Source organism: Rahnella rivi, assembly GCF_019049655.1.
Lineage (GTDB): Bacteria > Pseudomonadota > Gammaproteobacteria > Enterobacterales > Enterobacteriaceae > Rahnella > Rahnella rivi.
In genome coordinates this window covers 78629-98335 of the sequence record NZ_JAFMOX010000056.1, presented here as the reverse complement: position 1 = coordinate 98335, position 19707 = coordinate 78629, and the positions used below count along the sequence as shown (strand labels likewise).

The following is a 19707-nucleotide window of genomic DNA, read 5'->3' as shown; positions in this document are numbered from 1 at the left end:
TTGCAGAAGGGTTGCAGAAAGCACCCGTTTCAATTTGCCGTTATGCTTTACAAGGCGACGCGAATTGGAGTAAAATTCCGCACCATTTTGAAATGTGCTGGTACAACATCAGCAAACAAACCGATTTTATCGAGGTGAGAGGCACATGCCTGTAATTAAAGTACGTGAAAACGAGCCGTTCGACGTAGCTCTGCGTCGCTTCAAACGTTCCTGCGAAAAAGCAGGTGTATTAGCCGAAGTTCGTCGTCGTGAGTTCTATGAAAAACCGACTACTGAACGTAAACGCGCTAAAGCATCTGCAGTAAAACGCCACGCCAAGAAACTGGCTCGCGAAAACGCACGTCGCACTCGTCTGTATTAATCTTCGGGGGTAACCCCAATCGCGTGATTTGCAATATTAAGAACGCGCAGACTGCGTAGTAGCATACGAAGGCCGTGCTTTCCGAAAGGGATGCGCGGCTTGTTCTCGTTTATAGGCTAGTGAGTAAGGGGCTTATGGCTGGGAGAATTCCGCGCGTATTTATCAATGACTTGCTGGCCCGCATCGATATCGTCGATTTGATCGACGCCCGAGTAAAGCTCAAGAAACAGGGTAAAAACTATCACGCGTGCTGCCCTTTCCACCATGAGAAAACACCCTCATTTACCGTAAATGGCGATAAGCAGTTTTATCACTGTTTCGGCTGTGGTGCCCACGGCAATGCCGTCGATTTCCTGATGAACTATGACAGACTTGAGTTTGTCGAAAGCATTGAGGAACTGGCGACAATGCAAGGTTTGGAAGTGCCGTATGAAGCAGGCACGGGTCCAAGCCAGATGGAACGCCACCAGCGTCAAAGCCTCTACCAGTTGATGACCCCGCTCAGCGAGTTCTATCAACAGTCGCTTAAACAACCTGCAGGTGCACCCGCGAGGGAATATCTTGCCCAGCGTGGTTTAAGTGCAGACGTCATCCAACATTTTGCCATCGGTTTCGCCCCGCCGGGTTGGGACAACGCCCTAAAGCGTTTTGGTAAAAATGCCGATGACAAAGCATCACTGATTGACGCCGGTATGTTGGTCACCAATGACAACGGACGCAGCTATGATCGCTTCCGCGAACGGGTCATGTTCCCGATCCGCGATAAGCGTGGCCGCGTGATTGCATTTGGTGGCAGGGTTTTGGGTGACGGTACCCCGAAATACCTCAACTCACCGGAAACTGAAATTTTCCATAAAGGCCGCCAGCTCTATGGCCTTTATGAAGCGCAATTGAAACACCCGACTCCGACGCGTTTGCTGGTGGTTGAAGGGTATATGGACGTCGTGGCACTGGCGCAGTTCGGCATTGATTATGCCGTCGCATCACTGGGAACATCCACCACGGCCGACCATATTCAGCTGATGTTCCGCAGTACGGATACCGTCGTTTGCTGTTATGACGGTGACCGTGCAGGGCGCGAAGCCGCGTGGCGTGCGCTGGAAACAGCGTTGCCGTATCTCAATGATGGGCGTCAGCTGCGGTTTATGTTTTTACCCGACGGCGAAGATCCGGACACTCTGGTGCGCAAAGAAGGTAAAGACGCGTTCGAACAACGAATGGAACAGGCAATGCCGCTGTCCACATTCCTGTTTGATTCGCTGATGCCGCAGGTCGATTTGAGCAGCCCTGACGGGCGGACCAAATTGAGTATGCTGGCATTGCCGCTGATCCGTCAGGTACCCGGTGAAACATTGCGCATGTATTTGCGTCAGCAGTTAGGGAACAAGCTCGGCATTTTGGATGACAGTCAGCTCGAAAAGCTGATGCCCAAACAGGCCGAGAATGGCAATAGCTATCAGGCGCCCCAGCTAAAACGCACAACCATGCGTATACTTATAGGGTTACTGGTACAAAATCCACAACTGGCTACACTTATACCCTCGCTGCAAGGTTTGGAACAAGCGAAGCAACCTGGACTGGATTTGTTCAGCGAGTTAGTCAGCACTTGCTTAGCCCAACCGGGGCTGACAACCGGCCAGTTACTGGAACTTTATCGCGACAATAAGTTCTACCAACAGCTTGAAACTCTGGCGACATGGAACCACATGATCGTAGAGGACATGGTCGAAGAAGAATTTCGTGCCACGCTCGCCAGCCTGTATGACTCAATTTTAGAGCAACGGCTTGAAACCTTGATAGCAAAAGCCAGGACGCACGGCCTGAGCCCGGAGGAACGCACAGAAGTCAGTTCCCTGAATCAGGTATTAGCGAGAAAGAACTAAAAATTAGAACATATCGGTAGCGCGTGAGGCGCTATCTCAGAACACGGCTTAAGTGCCGATTAAAAGCGGGGCATGGCCCTGCGCAGAGCCGCCCTGGTGGGCCGCGGCACAATAAACGCCCCTAACGTTATTGTTGGCGATATCACCCGACCGACACGAACCCAAATACTCTGAAGTGTGGATACCGTCTTATGGAGCAAAACCCGCAGTCACAGCTTAAGCTACTTGTCACCCGTGGTAAGGAGCAAGGCTATCTGACCTTTGCTGAGGTCAATGACCATCTGCCGGAAGATATCGTCGACTCCGATCAGATCGAAGACATCATCCAGATGATTAACGACATGGGCATCCAGGTTCTTGAAGAAGCGCCGGACGCCGATGATTTGATGCTGGCCGAAAACCGCCCTGATACCGATGAAGATGCTGCAGAAGCCGCGGCACAGGTACTTTCAAGCGTTGAATCCGAAATTGGTCGTACTACCGATCCTGTGCGTATGTACATGCGCGAAATGGGTACCGTTGAACTTCTGACCCGTGAAGGCGAAATCGACATCGCCAAACGTATCGAAGACGGTATCAATCAGGTGCAGTGCTCCGTTGCTGAATACCCTGAAGCTATCACCTATTTGTTAGAACAATATGACCGTGTGGAAGCAGGTGAAGCTCGTCTGTCTGATCTGATCACCGGTTTTGTTGATCCTAACGCTGAAGAAGAAATCGCGCCGACCGCCACTCACGTGGGTTCTGAACTGACCACCGAAGAGCAGAACGACAACGACGACGATGAAGAAGATGACGACGATGCTGAAGACGACAACAGCATCGATCCTGAACTGGCGCGCCAGAAGTTCACCGATCTGCGTGAACAACACGAAGCGACCCGTGCCGTTATCAAGAAAAATGGCCGTAACCACAAAAGCGCTGCTGAAGAAATTCTGAAGCTGTCCGATGTGTTTAAACAGTTCCGTCTGGTGCCTAAACAGTTCGATTTCCTGGTCAACAGCATGCGTTCCATGATGGATCGCGTCCGTACTCAGGAACGTCTGATCATGAAGGTGTGCGTTGAACAGTGCAAAATGCCGAAGAAAAACTTCGTCAATCTGTTCGCCGGTAACGAAACCAGCGATACCTGGTTTGATGCGGCTCTGGCAATGGGTAAACCATGGTCTGAGAAGCTGAAAGAAGTCACCGAAGACGTGCAACGCGGCCTGATGAAACTGCGTCAGATCGAAGAAGAAACGGGCCTGACGATTGAACAGGTCAAAGACATTAACCGTCGCATGTCGATCGGCGAAGCGAAAGCCCGTCGCGCCAAGAAAGAGATGGTTGAAGCAAACTTACGTCTGGTTATTTCTATCGCGAAGAAATATACCAACCGTGGTCTGCAGTTCCTTGATCTGATTCAGGAAGGTAACATCGGCCTGATGAAAGCCGTTGATAAGTTTGAATATCGCCGTGGTTATAAGTTCTCAACTTATGCGACCTGGTGGATCCGTCAGGCTATCACCCGCTCCATCGCCGACCAGGCGCGTACCATCCGTATCCCGGTGCATATGATTGAGACGATCAACAAACTCAACCGTATCTCCCGCCAGATGCTGCAAGAGATGGGCCGTGAGCCGACGCCGGAAGAGCTGGCTGAACGTATGCTGATGCCGGAAGACAAAATCCGCAAAGTGCTGAAAATTGCGAAAGAGCCAATTTCCATGGAAACGCCAATCGGCGACGATGAAGATTCGCATCTGGGTGATTTCATCGAGGATACCACCCTTGAGCTGCCACTGGATTCTGCCACGTCTGAAAGCCTGCGTTCTGCAACGCACGACGTACTGGCTGGCCTGACCGCACGTGAAGCGAAAGTTCTGCGTATGCGTTTCGGTATCGATATGAACACTGACCACACGCTTGAAGAAGTGGGCAAACAGTTCGACGTAACCCGTGAGCGTATCCGTCAGATCGAAGCGAAAGCGTTGCGTAAACTGCGTCACCCAAGCCGCTCTGAAGTGCTGCGCAGCTTCCTGGACGACTAGTCGTCCCCAGGCTGACAGCCATTAAAAAGCCCCGCCCTTCTGTTGAAGTGGCGGGGCTTTTTTATTCTGTCTATCTGACGTCTCAGGCGTTCAGAGCGTCATACAATTCTTTGTAAGACGCGACCAGGCTGTCGAGTGTCGCACGATTCAGCCCGCTGGGATTAGGCAGCACCCAGACCTCTGTGTCACCGATTTTCAGAGCCTGACGCCCCCAGTTCACCTTGCTGATACCAAACGCTTTACTGAAAGCCTGCTTGCCCAGCACCGCCAGCGCCCGCGGCTGATAGCGTTCAATCTTCTCTGTCAGTGCCGCCCCGCCTTCCCGCAGCTCATCGCGCACCAGTTCAGTCGCTTCCACTGTAGGGCGCTCTACCAGCATGGTGATACCACAACCGGTATCCAGCAGATGCTGCTCTTCTTCAGGCTTAAGAAGACGCTCAGTAAACCCGGCCTGATGGATAACTTTCCAGAACCGGTTATTGGCGTTAGCAAAATGATAACCGTGGTGCGCTGTCGACAGACCAGGATTGATACCGCAAAAAACCACGGTCAGATCCTTATCAATAATATCAGTAATCATAATCTTGCCCTGAAACGTATTTGCAGTGATTATCGATAAAATAGTTAACGATCACAATATGCTGCAACTGCGCACAAAACGCGCATACACACCGAACACATATAGACCTCTGAGCAAAGTTTACCGTATAATCCCGCACCTCGGCCCTTTAGCTCAGTTGGTTAGAGCACGCGACTCATAATCGCTTGGTCGCTGGTTCAAGTCCAGCAAGGGCCACCAAATTTTAGCTTTAAAATCATATAATTAAGCCACTTCTCGCGAAGTGGCTTTTTTGTTAGCTAAATTCATTGCCCCAAAAGTGACGCCCTAAAATCAGAGCACGCCCTGCGCCAGCATCGCGTCCGCCACTTTGACGAAGCCTGCGATATTTGCGCCACGCACATACTGCGTCTGCCGGCCTTCGCCGCCGTACTCGACGCACGACTGATGAATATCCAGCATGATGTGACGCAAACGCGCATCCACTTCTTCGGCTTTCCAGCTCAGACGCGCGGCGTTCTGTGCCATCTCCAGCCCGGACGTCGCCACGCCGCCGGCGTTCGCCGCTTTGCCCGGCGCGAACAAAACGCCCGCGTCGGTGAACAAGTCGGTCGCTTCAATGGTGGTCGGCATGTTCGCGCCTTCGGCTACCGCTTTCACGCCATTGGCAATCAGCACGCGCGCCGCTGCGGCATCCAGTTCATTTTGCGTGGCACATGGCAGCGCGATATCCACCGGCACATTCCACGGTTGCTGGCCTTCGAGATACGTCAGCCCGAGTTTTTGTGCGTAATCGGCTACGCGGCCATCGCGGCTGGCTTTGATTTCCGTCAGCAGCGCCAGTTTTTCAGGGGTGAAACCGGCTTCATCGACCACGGTGCCGTTAGAATCAGATGCGGTGATCACCCGCGCACCCAGTGACATGGCTTTTTCAATCGCATATTGCGCGACGTTACCGGAGCCGGATACCGCTACGCGCATGCCTTCAAAATCCAGACCGTGGCGTTTAAGCATCGATTCAGTGAAATAAATCAGGCCGTAACCGGTGGCTTCCGGGCGGATCAGACTGCCACCGAACGACAAGCCTTTGCCGGTGAACACGCTGGCCGTATTGTTGGAGAGCTTTTTCATCATCCCCGCCATATACCCGACCTCACGCCCGCCGACGCCGATATCGCCCGCAGGCACATCGGTATCAGGACCAAGATGACGATACAGTTCAAGCATCAGCGCCTGACAAAAACGCATGATCTCGCCTTCGCTTTTGCCTTTCGGGTTGAAATCACTGCCGCCCTTCCCGCCGCCCATCGGCAACGTGGTCAGCGCATTTTTGAAAGTCTGTTCAAAGCCGAGGAATTTGAGAATCGATAAATTAACCGACGGATGGAAACGCATTCCGCCTTTGTACGGGCCGATGGCCGAGCTGAACTGCACGCGCCAGCCACGGTTCACCTGCACCTGATTTTTGTCATCCACCCACGCGATGCGAAACTGAATGACACGCTCCGGCTCCACCAGACGCTCCAGTAAAGCAGAACGGCGGTATTGCGGATGTTGTTCGAGGAAAGGCCACAGCGTAGTCATGACTTCGCGTACGGCCTGGGAGAATTCGACCTGATGCGGGTCGCGTTGCTGGACTGAGGATAAGAACTGTTCGAGGGATTGAATCTGATCCATTAATGTAGAACTCCGTCTGTAAGTGATGTTGTCTTTTTTATTTACTGCTTATTTTTTGACTATGCATCGACTGACAAGCGGACTTCAAGCAATTTATTTCCCGATAAAAACCCTACGATTTACGACCTTCTAGTTTTAATAACAATGCCTTGTTATCCAGCCCGCCTGCAAAGCCGCTTAACTTACCGGAAGCACCAATCACACGGTGGCAAGGCGCCACAATAGAAATGGGATTGCGGCCATTGGCGGCACCGACGGCGCGAACCGCTTTAGGGCGGCCGATACGCCGGGCAATATCGCTATAACTGCGCGTCTCGCCAAACGGGATTTCCAGCAACGCCGCCCAGACTTCTTTCTGGAATGCGGTGCCGGTAAAATCGAGCTCCAGCTCAAAACGCGTGCGTTCGCCGGCGAAATATTCGTTCAGCTGTTGCTCGGTTTTCAGCAGGATGGGAAACGCCGGGTCTTCGGTCATCTCACCCAGAGGCACGCGTCCGTCGATTTCACATTCCCACAAAATAGCCGTCAGTTTGTCGCCTTTCGCCGCCAGGGTCAGCAACCCGACCGGTGACGCCATTCGCTTGAATCTGTATTCCATCAGTCCCTTCCTCTGCGAGTTTTACGCCCCACACTTTACCGGAAAGGCAGGAACTGACGAAAATTATTTCAGGCCCAGCTGGGTGCGAAGTTCTGTTTTTGCCGCATCGAATTCCGTTTTGAAATCCGGCTGCTCTTCCATTTTTTGTGCGATCAACGCAGCACCGGTGCGGCTCATGACGGTATCAGAACGGTAATGGAAACCGGCCACCAGACGGTTTTCCGCGTAACCGGCCGCACGGGTAAACAGCGCGTTGCGTTTTTCCGGCACCATTTCGCCCAGCACCGTCGCCATCAGATACCCTACCGTTGAATGACCGGAAGGCCATGAACCGGATTTGGATTTTTTCAGCAGCGGATGGATTTGTTCATCGAGCATGTACGGGCGCGGGCGGTTGAAGGCTTTCTTGGCGTGATCGTCCACCACGTCTTCGGTCGCGATAACCCGGTCAAACAGCGCGGCAGTTTTCGGCAGTTTCGCGGCGTCAAAATCCGGCCCCATCACATCGGCAAAACGCCAGACGTTTTCTTCAGCATCGGCAATCGCCGCTTTTTCCTGCTCCGGCGTGCGGGTGGCCTGAATCTCCAGCAATTCTTTCAGTTCCGCTTTGGTCTTTGCCGAATCATCCGCCGGCGGCGCAGGCAGATATTTGGTCAGATCCAGTTCCTGAGCCGTGATAAAGGGTTTGGCTTCGTCAGCAGCCTGAACGGCAAAGGTGGAACCGAGGGTGAAAAGCAGCAGAGCAATGAGGGACTTACGCACGGTGAAACTCCTGATAGTAGTGTGAATATCAGGAGAGTAGAGAAGGAATGTGACGGTTAAATGACAGGCATCAGCCCAGTAATCCCAGTTTGCCGGTCAGCTTGCGGACCCCTTTTTTATTTCCGGCCAGCGCGATCCCCAGCAGTTGCAGGCTTTCTGTCGGCACCACTGAAACCGCCTCACGAAAGGCTGCGTAGTCGGTGGTTTGCTGCCCTTCGACCGGGAAAATAATGCCGTCCATTTCATCGTCATTGAGCAGATGCTGATGCAGTTGAGTCAGTTGTTCAGCATCGGCCACTAACACGCTGATACCGATCGGGATCAGACCCGGATGCTCGCGGTTATCGGCATCAATCAGCGGCGCGCCCACCAGCGACGGATGGCGTTGTCCGAGCGTCAGCGCCAGTACTGCTGCGGCATTGGCGGCGTGTCCGGCGGCCAGTTGCTGGTTGATGACAATCACGCAGCGTTCAGGCAGCGAAGGTAAAAGGGTGGCAGGCGTATTCATTATGACAGGCTCCGTTTCAGTTGAAATCTGAGCTTAACCCGTCACTTTTTCTCAATCTGGAAGATTTGTGCACAGACGCCGGTAATGTGCCGGCGTGAGCTGATAGGCGCGGCGGAACCAGCGCCCGAGATGACTTTGATCGGCAAACCCTAAATCGGCTGCGACGGCTGCTGGCGTACGCCCGAGCGCCAGCCCTTCCCGCGCGCGGGTCAGTTTCAGCTGAATAAGATAGGCGTGCGGCGGTAAACCGAATTCAGCTTTAAACGCACGGCTGACCACAAAACGGCTTTCACCGGTCGCCGCCGCCAGTTGCTCAAGGCCAATGTCTTCATGCAGATGCGCATGCAGATAATCGCGCGCCTGATGCGCCACGCGTGACCACGGCGCTTCGCCCTGCAAACGCGGCGGCTGCCAGGTGAGATGCCCGCCCAGCGCGCTAATTAATCCGTCGAGCGCGGTCTGACGCACAATGCGCAGTTCCTTGCCGTGCAACGCCTGAAACGCCAGCGAGATCGCCTGCGCCAGCTGCGGATCCTGCGCTAAGGTATTTTCAAAACTCGGATCACCGGCAGATGAAAGGAAATCGCGTCGTGCTGCCAGTTCGCGGCTCAGCCATTGCGGATCGAGATATAACATCTGATAAGTAAAACCGTCGGGCTGCACGGCATCGCCATCGTGGATTTCGCCCGGCTCGAGCATAAAGACTTTCCCCGGCAGGCTCTGATGTTTCTGACGACGGCAGCTGAACTGCTGCAATCCGTATTGGGTCACGCCGACTAAATAGCTGTCATGCCAGTGAGGATCGTACGCATGGCCTTCGAAATGGGCGTGGATCGTCTCGATCCCGCTGTCTTTATCTTTCGATAAATCGACCCAGTTTGCAGACGCCATAAATCCCCCGCTGATTGAATTAACAACAGGGTAACAAACAGGTGGGGGAAAGAGAAAGGGAGAGATGTAGCGCCTCTCCTTTCACAGGGGGAGGCGCTGAAAAACTCAGTGCTTCACGCTTTCAATAAAGGTTTTACGGGCGGTTTTTGAACCCAGGCGTTCGGCTTCATCGAGCAGTTTCAGGGCTTTATCGACGTCCCCTGCTTTCACCGCTTTCCTGATCGCGTCGTTGAAGTAGGTTTCTGAATCGCTGAGCATTGGCTCCGACGGTTTGGCCGGGGCTGGCGCAGGTGCCGGAGCTTGTGTGCTCCCGACAACCACCGGCGCGGCCGCCGCAGGGGCGGAAGACGGGAAGATCTGACCAATCATCACGTTACCGGTTTTCTGCTCGGCGGTAACTTTCAGGCTCAGCGTACCGGTCGGTGTATGACGGGCAATCGGATCCGGGATATCCGGTACCGCGTTACCCACGCCAGCGGCAAAGGCTTTGGCCGGGTTGACCATCTGCGTGGTCGCTGCCAGATCCTGACGGGTGGTGTACACCAGCAGATAAATTTGTTTCTGACCCAGGGCTGGCGTCAGTTTCAGCGTGCCTTCCAGACGGTCGCTGGAGACGATCCCCGGTTTCTGATACGGGAAATAGCTGGAAGGATAAAAGGCCGCCGGACGCATCTGCTCATCCAGCACCAGAACATTTGGCGCATACAGGGTTTTACCTGTCGCGATACTGGTCAGCGTGATCTCCAGCGAGCCACGGTCGGCAGGCAATGCGAATGCCCCGACGGCGCCCTGAATTTGCCCCTGATTAATCTGTACGCTGGTCGTCCCGAGCGTCACATCCTGCGTCACTGGCGGCACCAGCGGCGTCCATGAAAGGTTGCGTAAGGTCTGGCTGGAAATCGCCGGAGCGGTATTCGCATCATTCTGCGCGGCATTCACCACCGCAGGGGCAGCAGCCAGCAGGCTCAGCGACAGACACAGTGACAGCAGATTCTTTTTCATTATTGTTTCCTTTGAAATCACCATGAAGGCTGGCGGTCATCAGCGATAATCCGCCAGCCAGCACATCTTCTTTACTGCGATTTTTTTTAAAGCTTACATTGCCATTTTTCCAAACTCTTTCGGGTTGCCGGAAGGCGGCAAGCGTCCAAGTCCCCGGGAGCGTAGACCACTACGTGACCGGGGCGAGGACGCGCAGCCAACGCATCGGCAGCGCGAAGGAGGAAGGAAAAAATTACCACCAGATTTCCATCTGGGCGCCGAATGTCACTTCATCGTCATTACCACGGCTGAAGGTACGGGTGCTGGTGTCGTTCATGGCTAAGCCATTGTTTGAACCGCTGTCGGTGTCGTAGCCCCATTTTTCATCCCAGTTTGCATAGGTTGCAAACACACGGATGGCCGGACGTGACCAGATGCTGTCGCCAGCCTGCCACTGTTGCGCGAGGGTGACTTTGTACTGACCGTTGCGATCGCTGGTACGCTGAGACTTCACGTTGTCGTAACCGACTTCCAGCAAGGTGCTCATGATCGGGGTCCATTTGTACATCGGACGAACACCGACGGTATACCAGGTGGTGCCGTTGTTGTTATCGCGGTCAACGTCCTGATACATCGCCACATACATCAGGCTCCAGGTGTCGTTGAAGTCGATAGCACCGTGGTCGAGAACGCGGATCATGCTGCCGTTGTTGTCGATGGCCGCACCGTTAGAGTGGCCGTTCGCTGCGCCCTGGCCCGGATCAGTCATGGAATCAGAGGCGTATTGCAGGACGAATTTGTTGTAGCCGTTATAGATGCTCTGCGTGTGTTCCGCAGTCACCAGGAAGCCGTCTTTGGTGGCATTGTCAGCAAAGGAATAACCGTCACGCGCATTGGCACGACCGTAATCCACACCTAACTCCAGCACGCCGCCTGGGTTAGTTTGCAGGCCTGCCAGACGAACGTCGAACACGTCGTTGGACGTTGGCACTTCGTTGCGCTGATCGGCGATATAGCCGTAGGAGCCGCCGCTTTCGGTGTTACGGGTGGCTGCCAGAGACAGTTTACCGAAGCCCAGATCCACATCTTCCAGACCCGCACCAGGACCTGAAATATCCCAGTAGTAGAAGTCGATCATGTGAACGTCATGACGTTGGTAGAAACGCTTACCGGCCCAGATGGTGGAACCCGGCAGCCATTCGATCAGGTTCTTACCCTTCACGTTGGCTTCGCGGAAAGCCGGATCGGTTGACTCCCAGTCGTTCTGCTGTGATACGGAATACGCCACGTTGGTGTCGAAGTAGAAGCTCTTATCCCCTTCTTTCCAGACTTCCTGGCCGAGTTTTAACTCTGCGTACGTCTCACATTCGTTACCGAGACGATATTTGCTGTCTGCGCCTGTCGCTTTAAAACATTGCTGCTCGCCACCGCTGCCGGTCCAGCCAATACCCGAACGGGCATAACCGGTGAAATCAACCGCCATTGCTTGTGTAGAAAGGATGCCAGCAGCCACTGCCAGCGCCAGGGAAGAACTACGCATTGTGATCATCATTTTCTCCTGTAGGGGATCGCGTGCTTTCAAACACCAGGTTCGGGGTGTAACCGGCGACAGGCTGTTCCGTCTTCGCGGAACAGATGGCAGCGGTGTGGCGGCAAACCGATGGCGAATGTTGCACCTTCTTCTACCAGCACCACGTCGTTCTGGCGGTACACCAGGTTCTGACGAATTGCCGGAATTTGGATGTGGATCTGTGTTTCGTTACCCAGTTGCTCGACGACCTGCACTTCGCCGGAAAGCGTCACTTCAGCGACGTCGCTTGGCAGAAGATGTTCAGGACGGATACCCAGTGACAGATTGCTGCCGACTTTCACGTCGGTGCCTTCGACGGGCAGCCAGACTTGCTGGCGGTTTGGCAACTCGACCTGCACGCGCGCAGGCTCAGTACCGGTGACTTTCACCGGCAGGAAATTCATTTTTGGGGAGCCGATAAAACCGGCGACAAAACGGTTGGCAGGATAGTGATACAGCTCGAGCGGTTTACCGACCTGCGCGATATGTCCGGCGTCGAGCACCACGATTTTATCGGCGAGCGTCATCGCTTCGACCTGATCGTGAGTCACGTAAATCATGGTGCGTTTCAGGCGCTTATGCAGGCGTGAAATCTCAATACGCATTTGCACACGCAGCGCGGCATCTAAGTTGGAAAGTGGCTCATCGAGCAGGAATACGGTCGGTTCAGCCACCAGCGTACGGCCAATCGCCACGCGCTGACGTTGTCCGCCGGAAAGGGCTTTAGGACGCCGGTCAAGCAGGTGCGCCAGCTGCAACACTTCGGACACCTGATTCACCCGCTGAGTGATCTCTGCTTTTTTCGTCCCGGCCAGCTTCAGGCCGAAAGACATGTTTTCTGCCACCGACAGATGCGGATAAAGCGCATAAGACTGAAACACCATGCCAATGCCGCGTTCGGCAGGGGGCACTTCGTTCATGCGTTTATCGCCAATCTTCAGTTCGCCGGACGTAATGTCTTCCAGACCGGCAATCATGCGCAGGAGGGTTGATTTGCCACAGCCGGACGGCCCGACAAACACCACAAACTCGCCTTCTTCTATTTCCAGATTGATGTCGCTGGAAATCACGGTGTCGCCAAAGGCTTTGTACACGCTGTTAAGGGAAACGCTCGCCATCCTGAACTCCTGTACTTGCTGCCAGCGATGAAACTCAATGCAACGAAGAGTGAAGGAATAGCGGCTAAGCGTAATCATCCGTAACAAAGTTTTTCATGGGGGAGGAGCAGGGAGGATGACGCTTTCGCGCAACCGGATGAAAGTTCACAGCAAAAATCAAATTCGTGATCTGAATGGCAAAAAACGAAGCATATTTTTGAGTGATGAACCACATAACGCCTGAGAGTGTCGGCGGGATCACATTCTGAGAGCCGGGGGCGTAGACGGGGGGATGATGAAGCGCTGCCGGGTTGAATCCACACTGGCGGCGTACCCTGAATTTTCCGTCTAAGACGTTAAAAAAACCGACTACAAAAGGATTGGATTATGACCCTCAGCATTAAGGCTCCTTTCATCAAGAAAGTCGTGAAACACACACTGGCACTCTCGGCGCTGGCTACGCTGGTGCTGTCATCTTCCGCCTTCGCTAAAATAGAAGAAGGGAAGCTGGTCATCTGGATCAACGGTGACAAGGGCTATAACGGCCTGGCGGAAGTCGGTAAGAAATTCGAAAAAGACACCGGCATTAAGGTCACGGTAGAACATCCGGACAAGCTGGAAGAGAAATACCCGCAAGTCGCGGCGACCGGCGGCGGCCCTGACATCATCTTCTGGGCGCATGACCGTTTTGGCGGCTACGCACAGTCCGGCCTGCTGGCTGAAATCAGCCCGGACCAAACCTTCAAAGACAAACTGTTCCCGTTCACCTGGGATGCTGTTACCTTCAACGGCAAGCTGATCGGCTACCCGGTCGCGGTGGAAGCGCTGTCACTGATTTACAACAAAGACATCATTAAAGAAGCGCCAAAAACCTGGGAAGAGATCCCGGCGCTGGACAAAGAGCTGCGCGCCAAAGGCAAGAGCGCCATCATGTGGAACCTGCAGGAGCCGTACTTTACCTGGCCAATTATCGCGGCTGACGGCGGTTATGCGTTCAAGTATGAAAACGGCAAATACAACATTAAAGATACCGGCGTGAATAACGCAGGTTCGCAGGCTGGCCTGCAATTCATCATCGATCTGGTGAAAAACAAACACATCAACGCCGATACCGATTATTCCATCGCCGAAGCTGCCTTCAACAAAGGCCAGACCGCGATGACCATCGACGGCCCGTGGGCGTGGTCAAACCTCGACAAGAGCAAAATCAACTACGGCGTGACGCTCTTGCCAACCTTCCACGGCAAGCCGTCTAAACCGTTCGTCGGCGTGCTGACGGCCGGTATCAACGCCGCCAGTCCGAACAAAGAACTGGCGAAAGAGTTCCTGGAAAACTACCTGATCACCGACGAAGGTCTGGCGGTGGTGAACAAGGACAAACCACTGGGTGCCGTGGCGCTGAAGTCTTATCAGGAACAGCTGGAAAAAGACCCGCGCATTGCCGCCACCATGGCTAACTCGCAGAACGGCGAAATCATGCCGAACATCCCGCAGATGAGCGCCTTCTGGTATGCAGAACGCAGCGCAATCATCAACGCGGTGAATGGCCGTCAGACCGTTCCGCAAGCGCTGAAAGACGTAGAAACACGCATTACCAAGTAATGCCAAAGCATTAGCTCAATGAACGGTGCGCAGCTTTCGGGTTGCGCACCGCCACCACAAGGATTGTCCTTATGCCAGTAGCCAAAAAAAGACCGTTGGGCAATGCGTTCAAGTGGCTGGTCATCGCCCTGCTCGCCTGCTTATCCGGTTATCTGATCGTGCTGATGTATGCGCAGGGCGAAACCCTTTTTGCCGTTCTGGCGCTGATTCTCTCCAGCCTCGGCCTGTATATTTATGGCAACCGCCGCGCCTACTCGTGGCGCTACGTCTACCCCGGCCTGGCCGGGATGTCGTTATTTGTGCTGTTCCCGCTGGTTTGCACCATCGCGATTGCCTTCACCAACTACAGCAGTACCAACCAGCTGACCTTTGAGCGCGCGCAGTCGGTGCTGATGGGCCGTGAATTCCAGGGCGGAAAAGCACTGAACTTTGCGCTCTACCCTGCCGGTGACAAATGGCAGCTGGCACTGACTTTGGCAGATAACAGCGAGACGCTGGTTTCTCCGCCTTTTGCCTTTAACGCCTCCGCGCCGCAAACGCTGGAGATGCTGCCGCAGACCGCCCCTTCCGCTGAAAAAGCCGGGCTGCGGGTGGTGACGCAAAACCGCCTGGCGCTGGGCCAGATTTTGGCGAAATTACCCGACGGAGAAACGCTGCGCATGAGTTCCCTGCGCCAGTTCTCCGGCACGCAGTCGTTGTACAAACGGGGTGACGATGGGAAAGAACTGACCAACGTTCAAACCGGCACCATTTACCGTCCGAACATGGACACCGGTTTCTATCAGGCAGTGAACGCTCAGGGTGAATGGCAGGCAGAAAAACTCAGCCCCGGCTTTACCGTCGGCATCGGCTGGGGCAACTTCCTGCGCGTATTGCATGACGAAGGGATCCAGAAACCCTTCCTGTCGATTTTCGTCTGGACCGTGGTGTTTGCCCTGCTGACCGTGGTGCTGACCGTGGCTGTCGGCATGGTGCTGGCCTGCGTGGTGCAGTGGGAAGAGCTGAAAGGCAAAGCGGCGTACCGCATCCTGCTGATCCTGCCTTACGCCGTTCCCGCGTTCATCTCAATTCTGATTTTCAAAGGGTTATTCAACCAGAGTTTTGGTGAGATCAACCTGATGCTCAGCGCGCTGTTTGGCATCAAACCGGCATGGTTCAGCGACCCGTGGACCGCCAAAAGCATGATCATTATCGTCAACACCTGGCTCGGTTATCCGTACATGATGATCCTGTGTATGGGCCTGCTGAAAGCCATTCCCGACGATCTTTACGAAGCCTCGGCGATGGACGGCGCGACGCCGATGCAGAACTTCTTCCGCATCACGCTGCCTTTGCTCATCAAACCGCTGACGCCGCTGATGATTGCCAGCTTTGCCTTTAACTTTAATAACTTCGTGCTGATTCAGTTACTGACCAACGGCGGACCGGACATGCTAGGCACCACCACGCCAGCGGGCCATACCGATTTGCTGGTCAGTTACACCTATCGCATCGCCTTCGAAGGCGGCGGCGGGCAGGACTTCGGGCTGGCGGCGGCGATTGCCACGCTGATCTTCCTGCTGGTCGGTGCGCTGGCTATCGTGAACCTGAAAGCCTCACGCATGAAATTCGACTAAGGAGAAACAGACAATGCCCATGGTTAAACCTAAGTCGCAGAAAGTCAGATTGCTGGTGACGCATCTTTTGCTGCTGTGCTTTCTGGCGCTGATCCTGTTCCCGCTGCTGATGGTGTTCGCCATCTCGCTGCGGCCGGGTAACTTCGCCACCGGCAGCCTGATCCCGGATCAGGTGTCGTGGGATCACTGGAAACTGGCGCTCGGTATCGCCGTCACTAACAGCGACGGCAGCATCACGCCGCCGCCGTTCCCGGTAATGCTGTGGCTGTGGAACTCGATCAAAATCGCCGTGATTACCGCGATCGGGATCGTCGCCCTTTCCACCACCTGCGCCTACGCCTTTGCCCGCATGAAATTCCGCGGTAAAAGTTCGTTGCTCAAAGGAATGTTGATCTTCCAGATGTTCCCGGCGGTGCTGTCGCTGGTGGCGTTATACGCCCTGTTCGACCGCCTCGGCGTGTACGTGCCGTTCCTCGGCCTGAACACCCACGGCGGCGTCATTTTCGCGTACATGGGCGGCATCGCCCTGCACGTCTGGACCATCAAAGGCTATTTCGAAACCATCGACGGCTCGCTGGAAGAAGCCGCCGCGCTGGACGGCGCCACCCCGTGGCAGGCTTTCCGTCTGGTGCTGCTGCCGCTGTCGGTACCGATTCTGGCAGTGGTCTTTATTCTGTCGTTCATCGCGGCCATCACCGAAGTGCCGGTGGCGTCGTTACTGCTGCGTGACGTCAACAGCTACACCCTGGCGGTCGGGATGCAGCAATACCTGAACCCGCAAAACTACCTGTGGGGCGATTTCGCGGCGGCAGCCATATTGTCCGCCATCCCGATTACGGCAGTGTTCCTGATTGCCCAACGCTGGCTGGTCGGCGGCTTAACGGCAGGCGGGGTGAAAGGTTAACGTAAGGCTAATGCGCTTGTTCCACTTGTAAGATTCCCTGTGTCTTGGGCGGCTGAATAAGCCGCCTTTTTTTTATGTTTGCAGATATCGTTGATGTAAAAGTCCTGAAAATAAGCAGACCTGTTCCGGGGCTGGCTTCTTTTTACCAGTACTGGGGATTTATTTATGACGAGCATGGGGATATGAAAGTTAACAAATCGCACTTGTTAAATAAATTACGCCATTTAGGTCAGCGAGGTGGAGTGCATGATTTTGAGTGGCCTGACGCGGGGCTTAGCTGAACCGGTATAGGAAATGCATTATTAAAACAGTAGAGTGTTCAAAAATCACACTTAAGGAAGAGTTATGAGAACAATTGATGAGATTTTAAAAACGTTACCCCCTGAAATAGTGGCTAATTATCATAGAAATAAAGAGCAACGGCGCATCGTTGGCGACATGATGTTTACCATCCTCGATCCCTGCGACATTCTGGTGGGCATTCTTGCTCAAGGCGAAGAAACAGCAACGCATTCTTCCTGTTAGACCACACGTAAAAAAGCCCCTTGCGGGGCTTTCTTGATCCTTCTCTCAACTTCAGCTCACCGACACTTTTCGGCGGCGTTTATCGAGGTCCTTGATCAGCTTATTCACCTGCTCATCGGCAAACATCTCTTCGAGCGTGTGGGAAAGCTTGCGACGCCAGTTCGGGTATTCGTCGCTGGTGCCGGGTACGTTGACCGGTGCGTCCATGTCCAGCCAGTCTTCCGGTTGCAGGCCGAGCAGGGCACAGGCGCTGTCGGCGACGTAGCGTTGCAGGCCGCGGTTAAGCACCGGGGTCATCTCCATCAGCGCGGCTTTACGCCCGGTTTTCTTCGGGATGCAGTCGTAATGATGCAGCCCGTCGAGCAGACCCTGACGCGCACGGGCGCGGTCGGCGTACAGCTCTTCTAAAACTGCGTCGTCGCGGTACAAACCCAGGGTTTTGCCCAGCGCCAGATCATCGCTTTGCCAGTAACCGCGCAGCGTCGGCAGGTCATGCGTGGTGATGGTCGCCATCGCCTGCACCGGATACGACTGCGGCGCGCGGAAGTTGTTTTCCTCATCGCGCTCGAAATACAGCACTTTGTAGGAATAGACGCCGCTTTCACGCAGCTTACTGACGATCTCCACCGGTACCGTGCCCAGATCTTCGCCGATCACCATGCAGCGGTGACGCTGGCTTTCCAGCGCTAAAATCGCCAGCAAATCGTCCACCGGATATTGCACGTACGCGCCTTTATCCGCCGTTTCACCGGCCGGGATCCACCACAGGCGCAGCAACGTCATCACATGATCGATACGCAATGCGCCGCAGCTGGTCATGTTGGAACGCAGCAGATCGATAAACGGCTGATAGCCGCGCCTGACCATCACGTGCGGATCCATCGGGCGCAGATCCCAGTTCTGACCGAGCGGACCGAGAATATCCGGCGGTGCGCCGACCGAGGCTTTCAGGCAATAGAGTTCGCCATCTCCCCAGGTTTCGGATCCGCCTTCGACGACGCCGACCGCCAGATCGCGGTACAACCCCATCGGCATATCCTGCTGCTGGCTGGTGTGATAACAACGGGCGAACTGGGTTTCCGCCAGCCATTGCAGCCACAGATAAAACTCCACATCTTGCGCATGTTGCTCGCAAAATGCCCGCACGGCTGGCCCGCGTGCATTGTGATATTTCTCCGGCCAGCGGTTCCAGCCCAGCGCCACATCGGTTTCTTTCGCCAGATGCTCGTACAGCGCATCAAACGCCGCCTGAAGGTACAGACTTTCACCGCCCTGTTTGACGAAATTCGCCAGGGATTTCACCTGCGGATCCTGCGTTTTCCGGCCAAGAAAATGGGCGTACGCCAGCCGTAAACCTTCCAGTTTCAGCGGCATCACGCCGGCATAATCGACCCAGTCATTGGCGCGAACGGCCTGCAAACGTTGCTGCGTCAGCGGCTGATGCCACCACTGCTGCGCGGCGTCGCTCAGCCTGAAATCGTCCACTGCGCCGACGTCGATATAAATGACGTTCAGCCAGCGGCGGGACGACGGGCTGTACGGGCTGGCCGCCACCGGATTGGCCGGATACAGCGCGTGGATCGGGTTCAGGCCGACAAACGCCCCGCCGCGTTCAGCGACGTTTTTCAGTAAGACGTTAAGATCGCCGAAATCGCCGATACCCCAGTTATTTTCCGAACGCAGCGTATAAAGCTGCACGCAGGCGCCCCACAGTTTTTTACCGGCCAGCAAAGCGTCCGGTTCGTAACAGCGTTTCGGCGCAACAATGACCCGGCAATCCCACTGCTGTGCGTCCTGGGTCAGCGTCAGCTGGTGATAACCGGTGGGAATTTTCCCCGGCAGCGCCAGCGTCATTTTTCCGCTCACGCGCCCGTGAGAAGTGGCTCCGCTTTCCAGGCGCAGCGTCCAGCCGTATTCGCCGTCGCCCCCCACCGGCAACGCCAGACGGCTGCCGGTGACGAACACTTTCACCAACGGCACCGGCGTGACTGCCGGGTGGCGTTCTGCCACCCAGCCCATTGCCGATAACAGCTCGCGCTTGGTTTCAGCGGCAATCGCCTGCTGCTTGCCGTGCGCGTTAATAAAGCCAGAGGAAATTCCCGCCTCCCTGGCGGCCTGCTCCAGTGCTTTGTTCTCCATGCGG

At 54.9% G+C, this 19707-nt stretch carries 18 protein-coding genes and 1 tRNA gene; 9 read left to right on the top strand and 10 right to left on the bottom strand.

Features of this window, described 5'->3' with window-relative positions:
• The first annotated feature begins 145 nt into the window (after positions 1-145).
• The 3 genes from rpsU to rpoD all read left to right on the top strand — a co-directional run bounded on the left by rpsU (position 146) and on the right by rpoD (position 4274).
• The gene (gene rpsU, locus J1779_RS10105; protein ID WP_001144069.1) at positions 146-361 is read left to right on the top strand and encodes a 30S ribosomal protein S21; all 216 of its coding nucleotides are present in this window, start codon (positions 146-148) and stop codon (positions 359-361) included.
• Between the two features lie 134 nt (positions 362-495).
• Complete coding sequence (gene dnaG / locus J1779_RS10100; RefSeq protein WP_056773016.1) at positions 496-2244, top strand: DNA primase; 1749 nt, start codon at positions 496-498, stop codon at positions 2242-2244.
• A 191-nt stretch (positions 2245-2435) separates the two neighbouring features.
• The gene (rpoD, locus tag J1779_RS10095; RefSeq protein ID WP_056773019.1) at positions 2436-4274 is read left to right on the top strand and encodes an RNA polymerase sigma factor RpoD; all 1839 of its coding nucleotides are present in this window, start codon (positions 2436-2438) and stop codon (positions 4272-4274) included.
• A gap of 82 nt (positions 4275-4356) precedes the next feature.
• On the opposite strand, the gene mug is transcribed toward rpoD, so the two are convergent.
• Positions 4357-4854: a G/U mismatch-specific DNA glycosylase gene (gene mug / locus J1779_RS10090; protein ID WP_056773022.1), complete on the bottom strand. Its 498-nt coding sequence runs from the start codon at positions 4852-4854 to the stop codon at positions 4357-4359.
• 142 nt (positions 4855-4996) lie between these two features.
• Between mug and J1779_RS10085 the strand changes: the two genes are divergently transcribed.
• Positions 4997-5073, top strand: a tRNA-Ile gene (locus tag J1779_RS10085).
• Positions 5074-5166: 93 nt separating this feature from the next.
• On the opposite strand, the gene gdhA is transcribed toward J1779_RS10085, so the two are convergent.
• From gdhA to malK, 8 genes are all read right to left on the bottom strand, one after another.
• On the bottom strand, positions 5167-6510 hold the full coding sequence (gdhA, locus tag J1779_RS10080; protein ID WP_056782375.1) for an NADP-specific glutamate dehydrogenase: 1344 nt from the start codon (positions 6508-6510) through the stop codon (positions 5167-5169).
• Positions 6511-6622: 112 nt separating this feature from the next.
• A complete protein-coding gene (locus J1779_RS10075; protein ID WP_274388805.1) occupies positions 6623-7108 on the bottom strand; it encodes a methylated-DNA--[protein]-cysteine S-methyltransferase in 486 nt (161 codons plus the stop codon).
• 63 nt (positions 7109-7171) lie between these two features.
• The gene (locus J1779_RS10070) at positions 7172-7870 is read right to left on the bottom strand and encodes an acid phosphatase (protein ID WP_217203681.1); all 699 of its coding nucleotides are present in this window, start codon (positions 7868-7870) and stop codon (positions 7172-7174) included.
• A gap of 70 nt (positions 7871-7940) precedes the next feature.
• Positions 7941-8378: a DUF2000 domain-containing protein gene (locus J1779_RS10065; protein WP_217203680.1), complete on the bottom strand. Its 438-nt coding sequence runs from the start codon at positions 8376-8378 to the stop codon at positions 7941-7943.
• 51 nt (positions 8379-8429) lie between these two features.
• Positions 8430-9269, bottom strand: a complete 840-nt coding sequence (locus tag J1779_RS10060; protein WP_217203679.1) for an AraC family transcriptional regulator — start codon at positions 9267-9269, stop codon at positions 8430-8432.
• Positions 9270-9374: 105 nt separating this feature from the next.
• On the bottom strand, positions 9375-10271 hold the full coding sequence (gene malM, locus J1779_RS10055; protein ID WP_122096244.1) for a maltose operon protein MalM: 897 nt from the start codon (positions 10269-10271) through the stop codon (positions 9375-9377).
• Between the two features lie 232 nt (positions 10272-10503).
• Entirely contained in the window at positions 10504-11802 is a 1299-nt protein-coding gene (locus J1779_RS10050; protein WP_162997873.1) for a maltoporin, read from the bottom strand.
• A gap of 26 nt (positions 11803-11828) precedes the next feature.
• Positions 11829-12938 (bottom strand): maltose/maltodextrin ABC transporter ATP-binding protein MalK, encoded by a 1110-nt coding sequence (gene malK, locus J1779_RS10045; protein WP_056782382.1) that lies wholly within the window; start codon positions 12936-12938, stop codon positions 11829-11831.
• Between the two features lie 366 nt (positions 12939-13304).
• Here malK and malE point away from each other — a divergent pair, with 366 nt between their 5' ends.
• The 5 genes from malE to J1779_RS10020 all read left to right on the top strand — a co-directional run bounded on the left by malE (position 13305) and on the right by J1779_RS10020 (position 17564).
• Complete coding sequence (gene malE / locus J1779_RS10040) at positions 13305-14519, top strand: maltose/maltodextrin ABC transporter substrate-binding protein MalE (RefSeq protein ID WP_056782383.1); 1215 nt, start codon at positions 13305-13307, stop codon at positions 14517-14519.
• Positions 14520-14590: 71 nt separating this feature from the next.
• The gene (malF, locus tag J1779_RS10035; protein WP_217203678.1) at positions 14591-16135 is read left to right on the top strand and encodes a maltose ABC transporter permease MalF; all 1545 of its coding nucleotides are present in this window, start codon (positions 14591-14593) and stop codon (positions 16133-16135) included.
• A gap of 13 nt (positions 16136-16148) precedes the next feature.
• On the top strand, positions 16149-17039 hold the full coding sequence (gene malG, locus J1779_RS10030; RefSeq protein WP_056782385.1) for a maltose ABC transporter permease MalG: 891 nt from the start codon (positions 16149-16151) through the stop codon (positions 17037-17039).
• Between the two features lie 74 nt (positions 17040-17113).
• Positions 17114-17320, top strand: a complete 207-nt coding sequence (locus J1779_RS10025) for a hypothetical protein (RefSeq protein ID WP_217203677.1) — start codon at positions 17114-17116, stop codon at positions 17318-17320.
• Between the two features lie 64 nt (positions 17321-17384).
• Positions 17385-17564 (top strand): hypothetical protein, encoded by a 180-nt coding sequence (locus J1779_RS10020; protein WP_122096248.1) that lies wholly within the window; start codon positions 17385-17387, stop codon positions 17562-17564.
• A 51-nt stretch (positions 17565-17615) separates the two neighbouring features.
• On the opposite strand, the gene malQ is transcribed toward J1779_RS10020, so the two are convergent.
• A complete protein-coding gene (malQ, locus tag J1779_RS10015; protein WP_056782386.1) occupies positions 17616-19703 on the bottom strand; it encodes a 4-alpha-glucanotransferase in 2088 nt (695 codons plus the stop codon).
• Positions 19704-19707 lie beyond the last annotated feature (4 nt).

What these genes read in the sequence shown, in the direction of transcription:
- malG (WP_056782385.1), top strand. Translation starts at nt 16,149, where the DNA reads ATGCCCATGGTTAAACCTAAGTCGCAGAAAGTCAGATTGCTGGTGACG.
- J1779_RS10050 (WP_162997873.1), bottom strand. Translation starts at nt 11,802, where the DNA reads ATGATGATCACAATGCGTAGTTCTTCCCTGGCGCTGGCAGTGGCTGCT.
- malF (WP_217203678.1), top strand. Translation starts at nt 14,591, where the DNA reads ATGCCAGTAGCCAAAAAAAGACCGTTGGGCAATGCGTTCAAGTGGCTG.
- malM (WP_122096244.1), bottom strand. Translation starts at nt 10,271, where the DNA reads ATGAAAAAGAATCTGCTGTCACTGTGTCTGTCGCTGAGCCTGCTGGCT.
- J1779_RS10075 (WP_274388805.1), bottom strand. Translation starts at nt 7,108, where the DNA reads ATGGAATACAGATTCAAGCGAATGGCGTCACCGGTCGGGTTGCTGACC.
- malK (WP_056782382.1), bottom strand. Translation starts at nt 12,938, where the DNA reads ATGGCGAGCGTTTCCCTTAACAGCGTGTACAAAGCCTTTGGCGACACC.
- rpsU (WP_001144069.1), top strand. Translation starts at nt 146, where the DNA reads ATGCCTGTAATTAAAGTACGTGAAAACGAGCCGTTCGACGTAGCTCTG.
- J1779_RS10065 (WP_217203680.1), bottom strand. Translation starts at nt 8,378, where the DNA reads ATGAATACGCCTGCCACCCTTTTACCTTCGCTGCCTGAACGCTGCGTG.
- malE (WP_056782383.1), top strand. Translation starts at nt 13,305, where the DNA reads ATGACCCTCAGCATTAAGGCTCCTTTCATCAAGAAAGTCGTGAAACAC.
- dnaG (WP_056773016.1), top strand. Translation starts at nt 496, where the DNA reads ATGGCTGGGAGAATTCCGCGCGTATTTATCAATGACTTGCTGGCCCGC.
- J1779_RS10020 (WP_122096248.1), top strand. Translation starts at nt 17,385, where the DNA reads ATGAGAACAATTGATGAGATTTTAAAAACGTTACCCCCTGAAATAGTG.
- mug (WP_056773022.1), bottom strand. Translation starts at nt 4,854, where the DNA reads ATGATTACTGATATTATTGATAAGGATCTGACCGTGGTTTTTTGCGGT.
- J1779_RS10060 (WP_217203679.1), bottom strand. Translation starts at nt 9,269, where the DNA reads ATGGCGTCTGCAAACTGGGTCGATTTATCGAAAGATAAAGACAGCGGG.
- rpoD (WP_056773019.1), top strand. Translation starts at nt 2,436, where the DNA reads ATGGAGCAAAACCCGCAGTCACAGCTTAAGCTACTTGTCACCCGTGGT.
- J1779_RS10025 (WP_217203677.1), top strand. Translation starts at nt 17,114, where the DNA reads ATGTTTGCAGATATCGTTGATGTAAAAGTCCTGAAAATAAGCAGACCT.
- gdhA (WP_056782375.1), bottom strand. Translation starts at nt 6,510, where the DNA reads ATGGATCAGATTCAATCCCTCGAACAGTTCTTATCCTCAGTCCAGCAA.
- malQ (WP_056782386.1), bottom strand. Translation starts at nt 19,703, where the DNA reads ATGGAGAACAAAGCACTGGAGCAGGCCGCCAGGGAGGCGGGAATTTCC.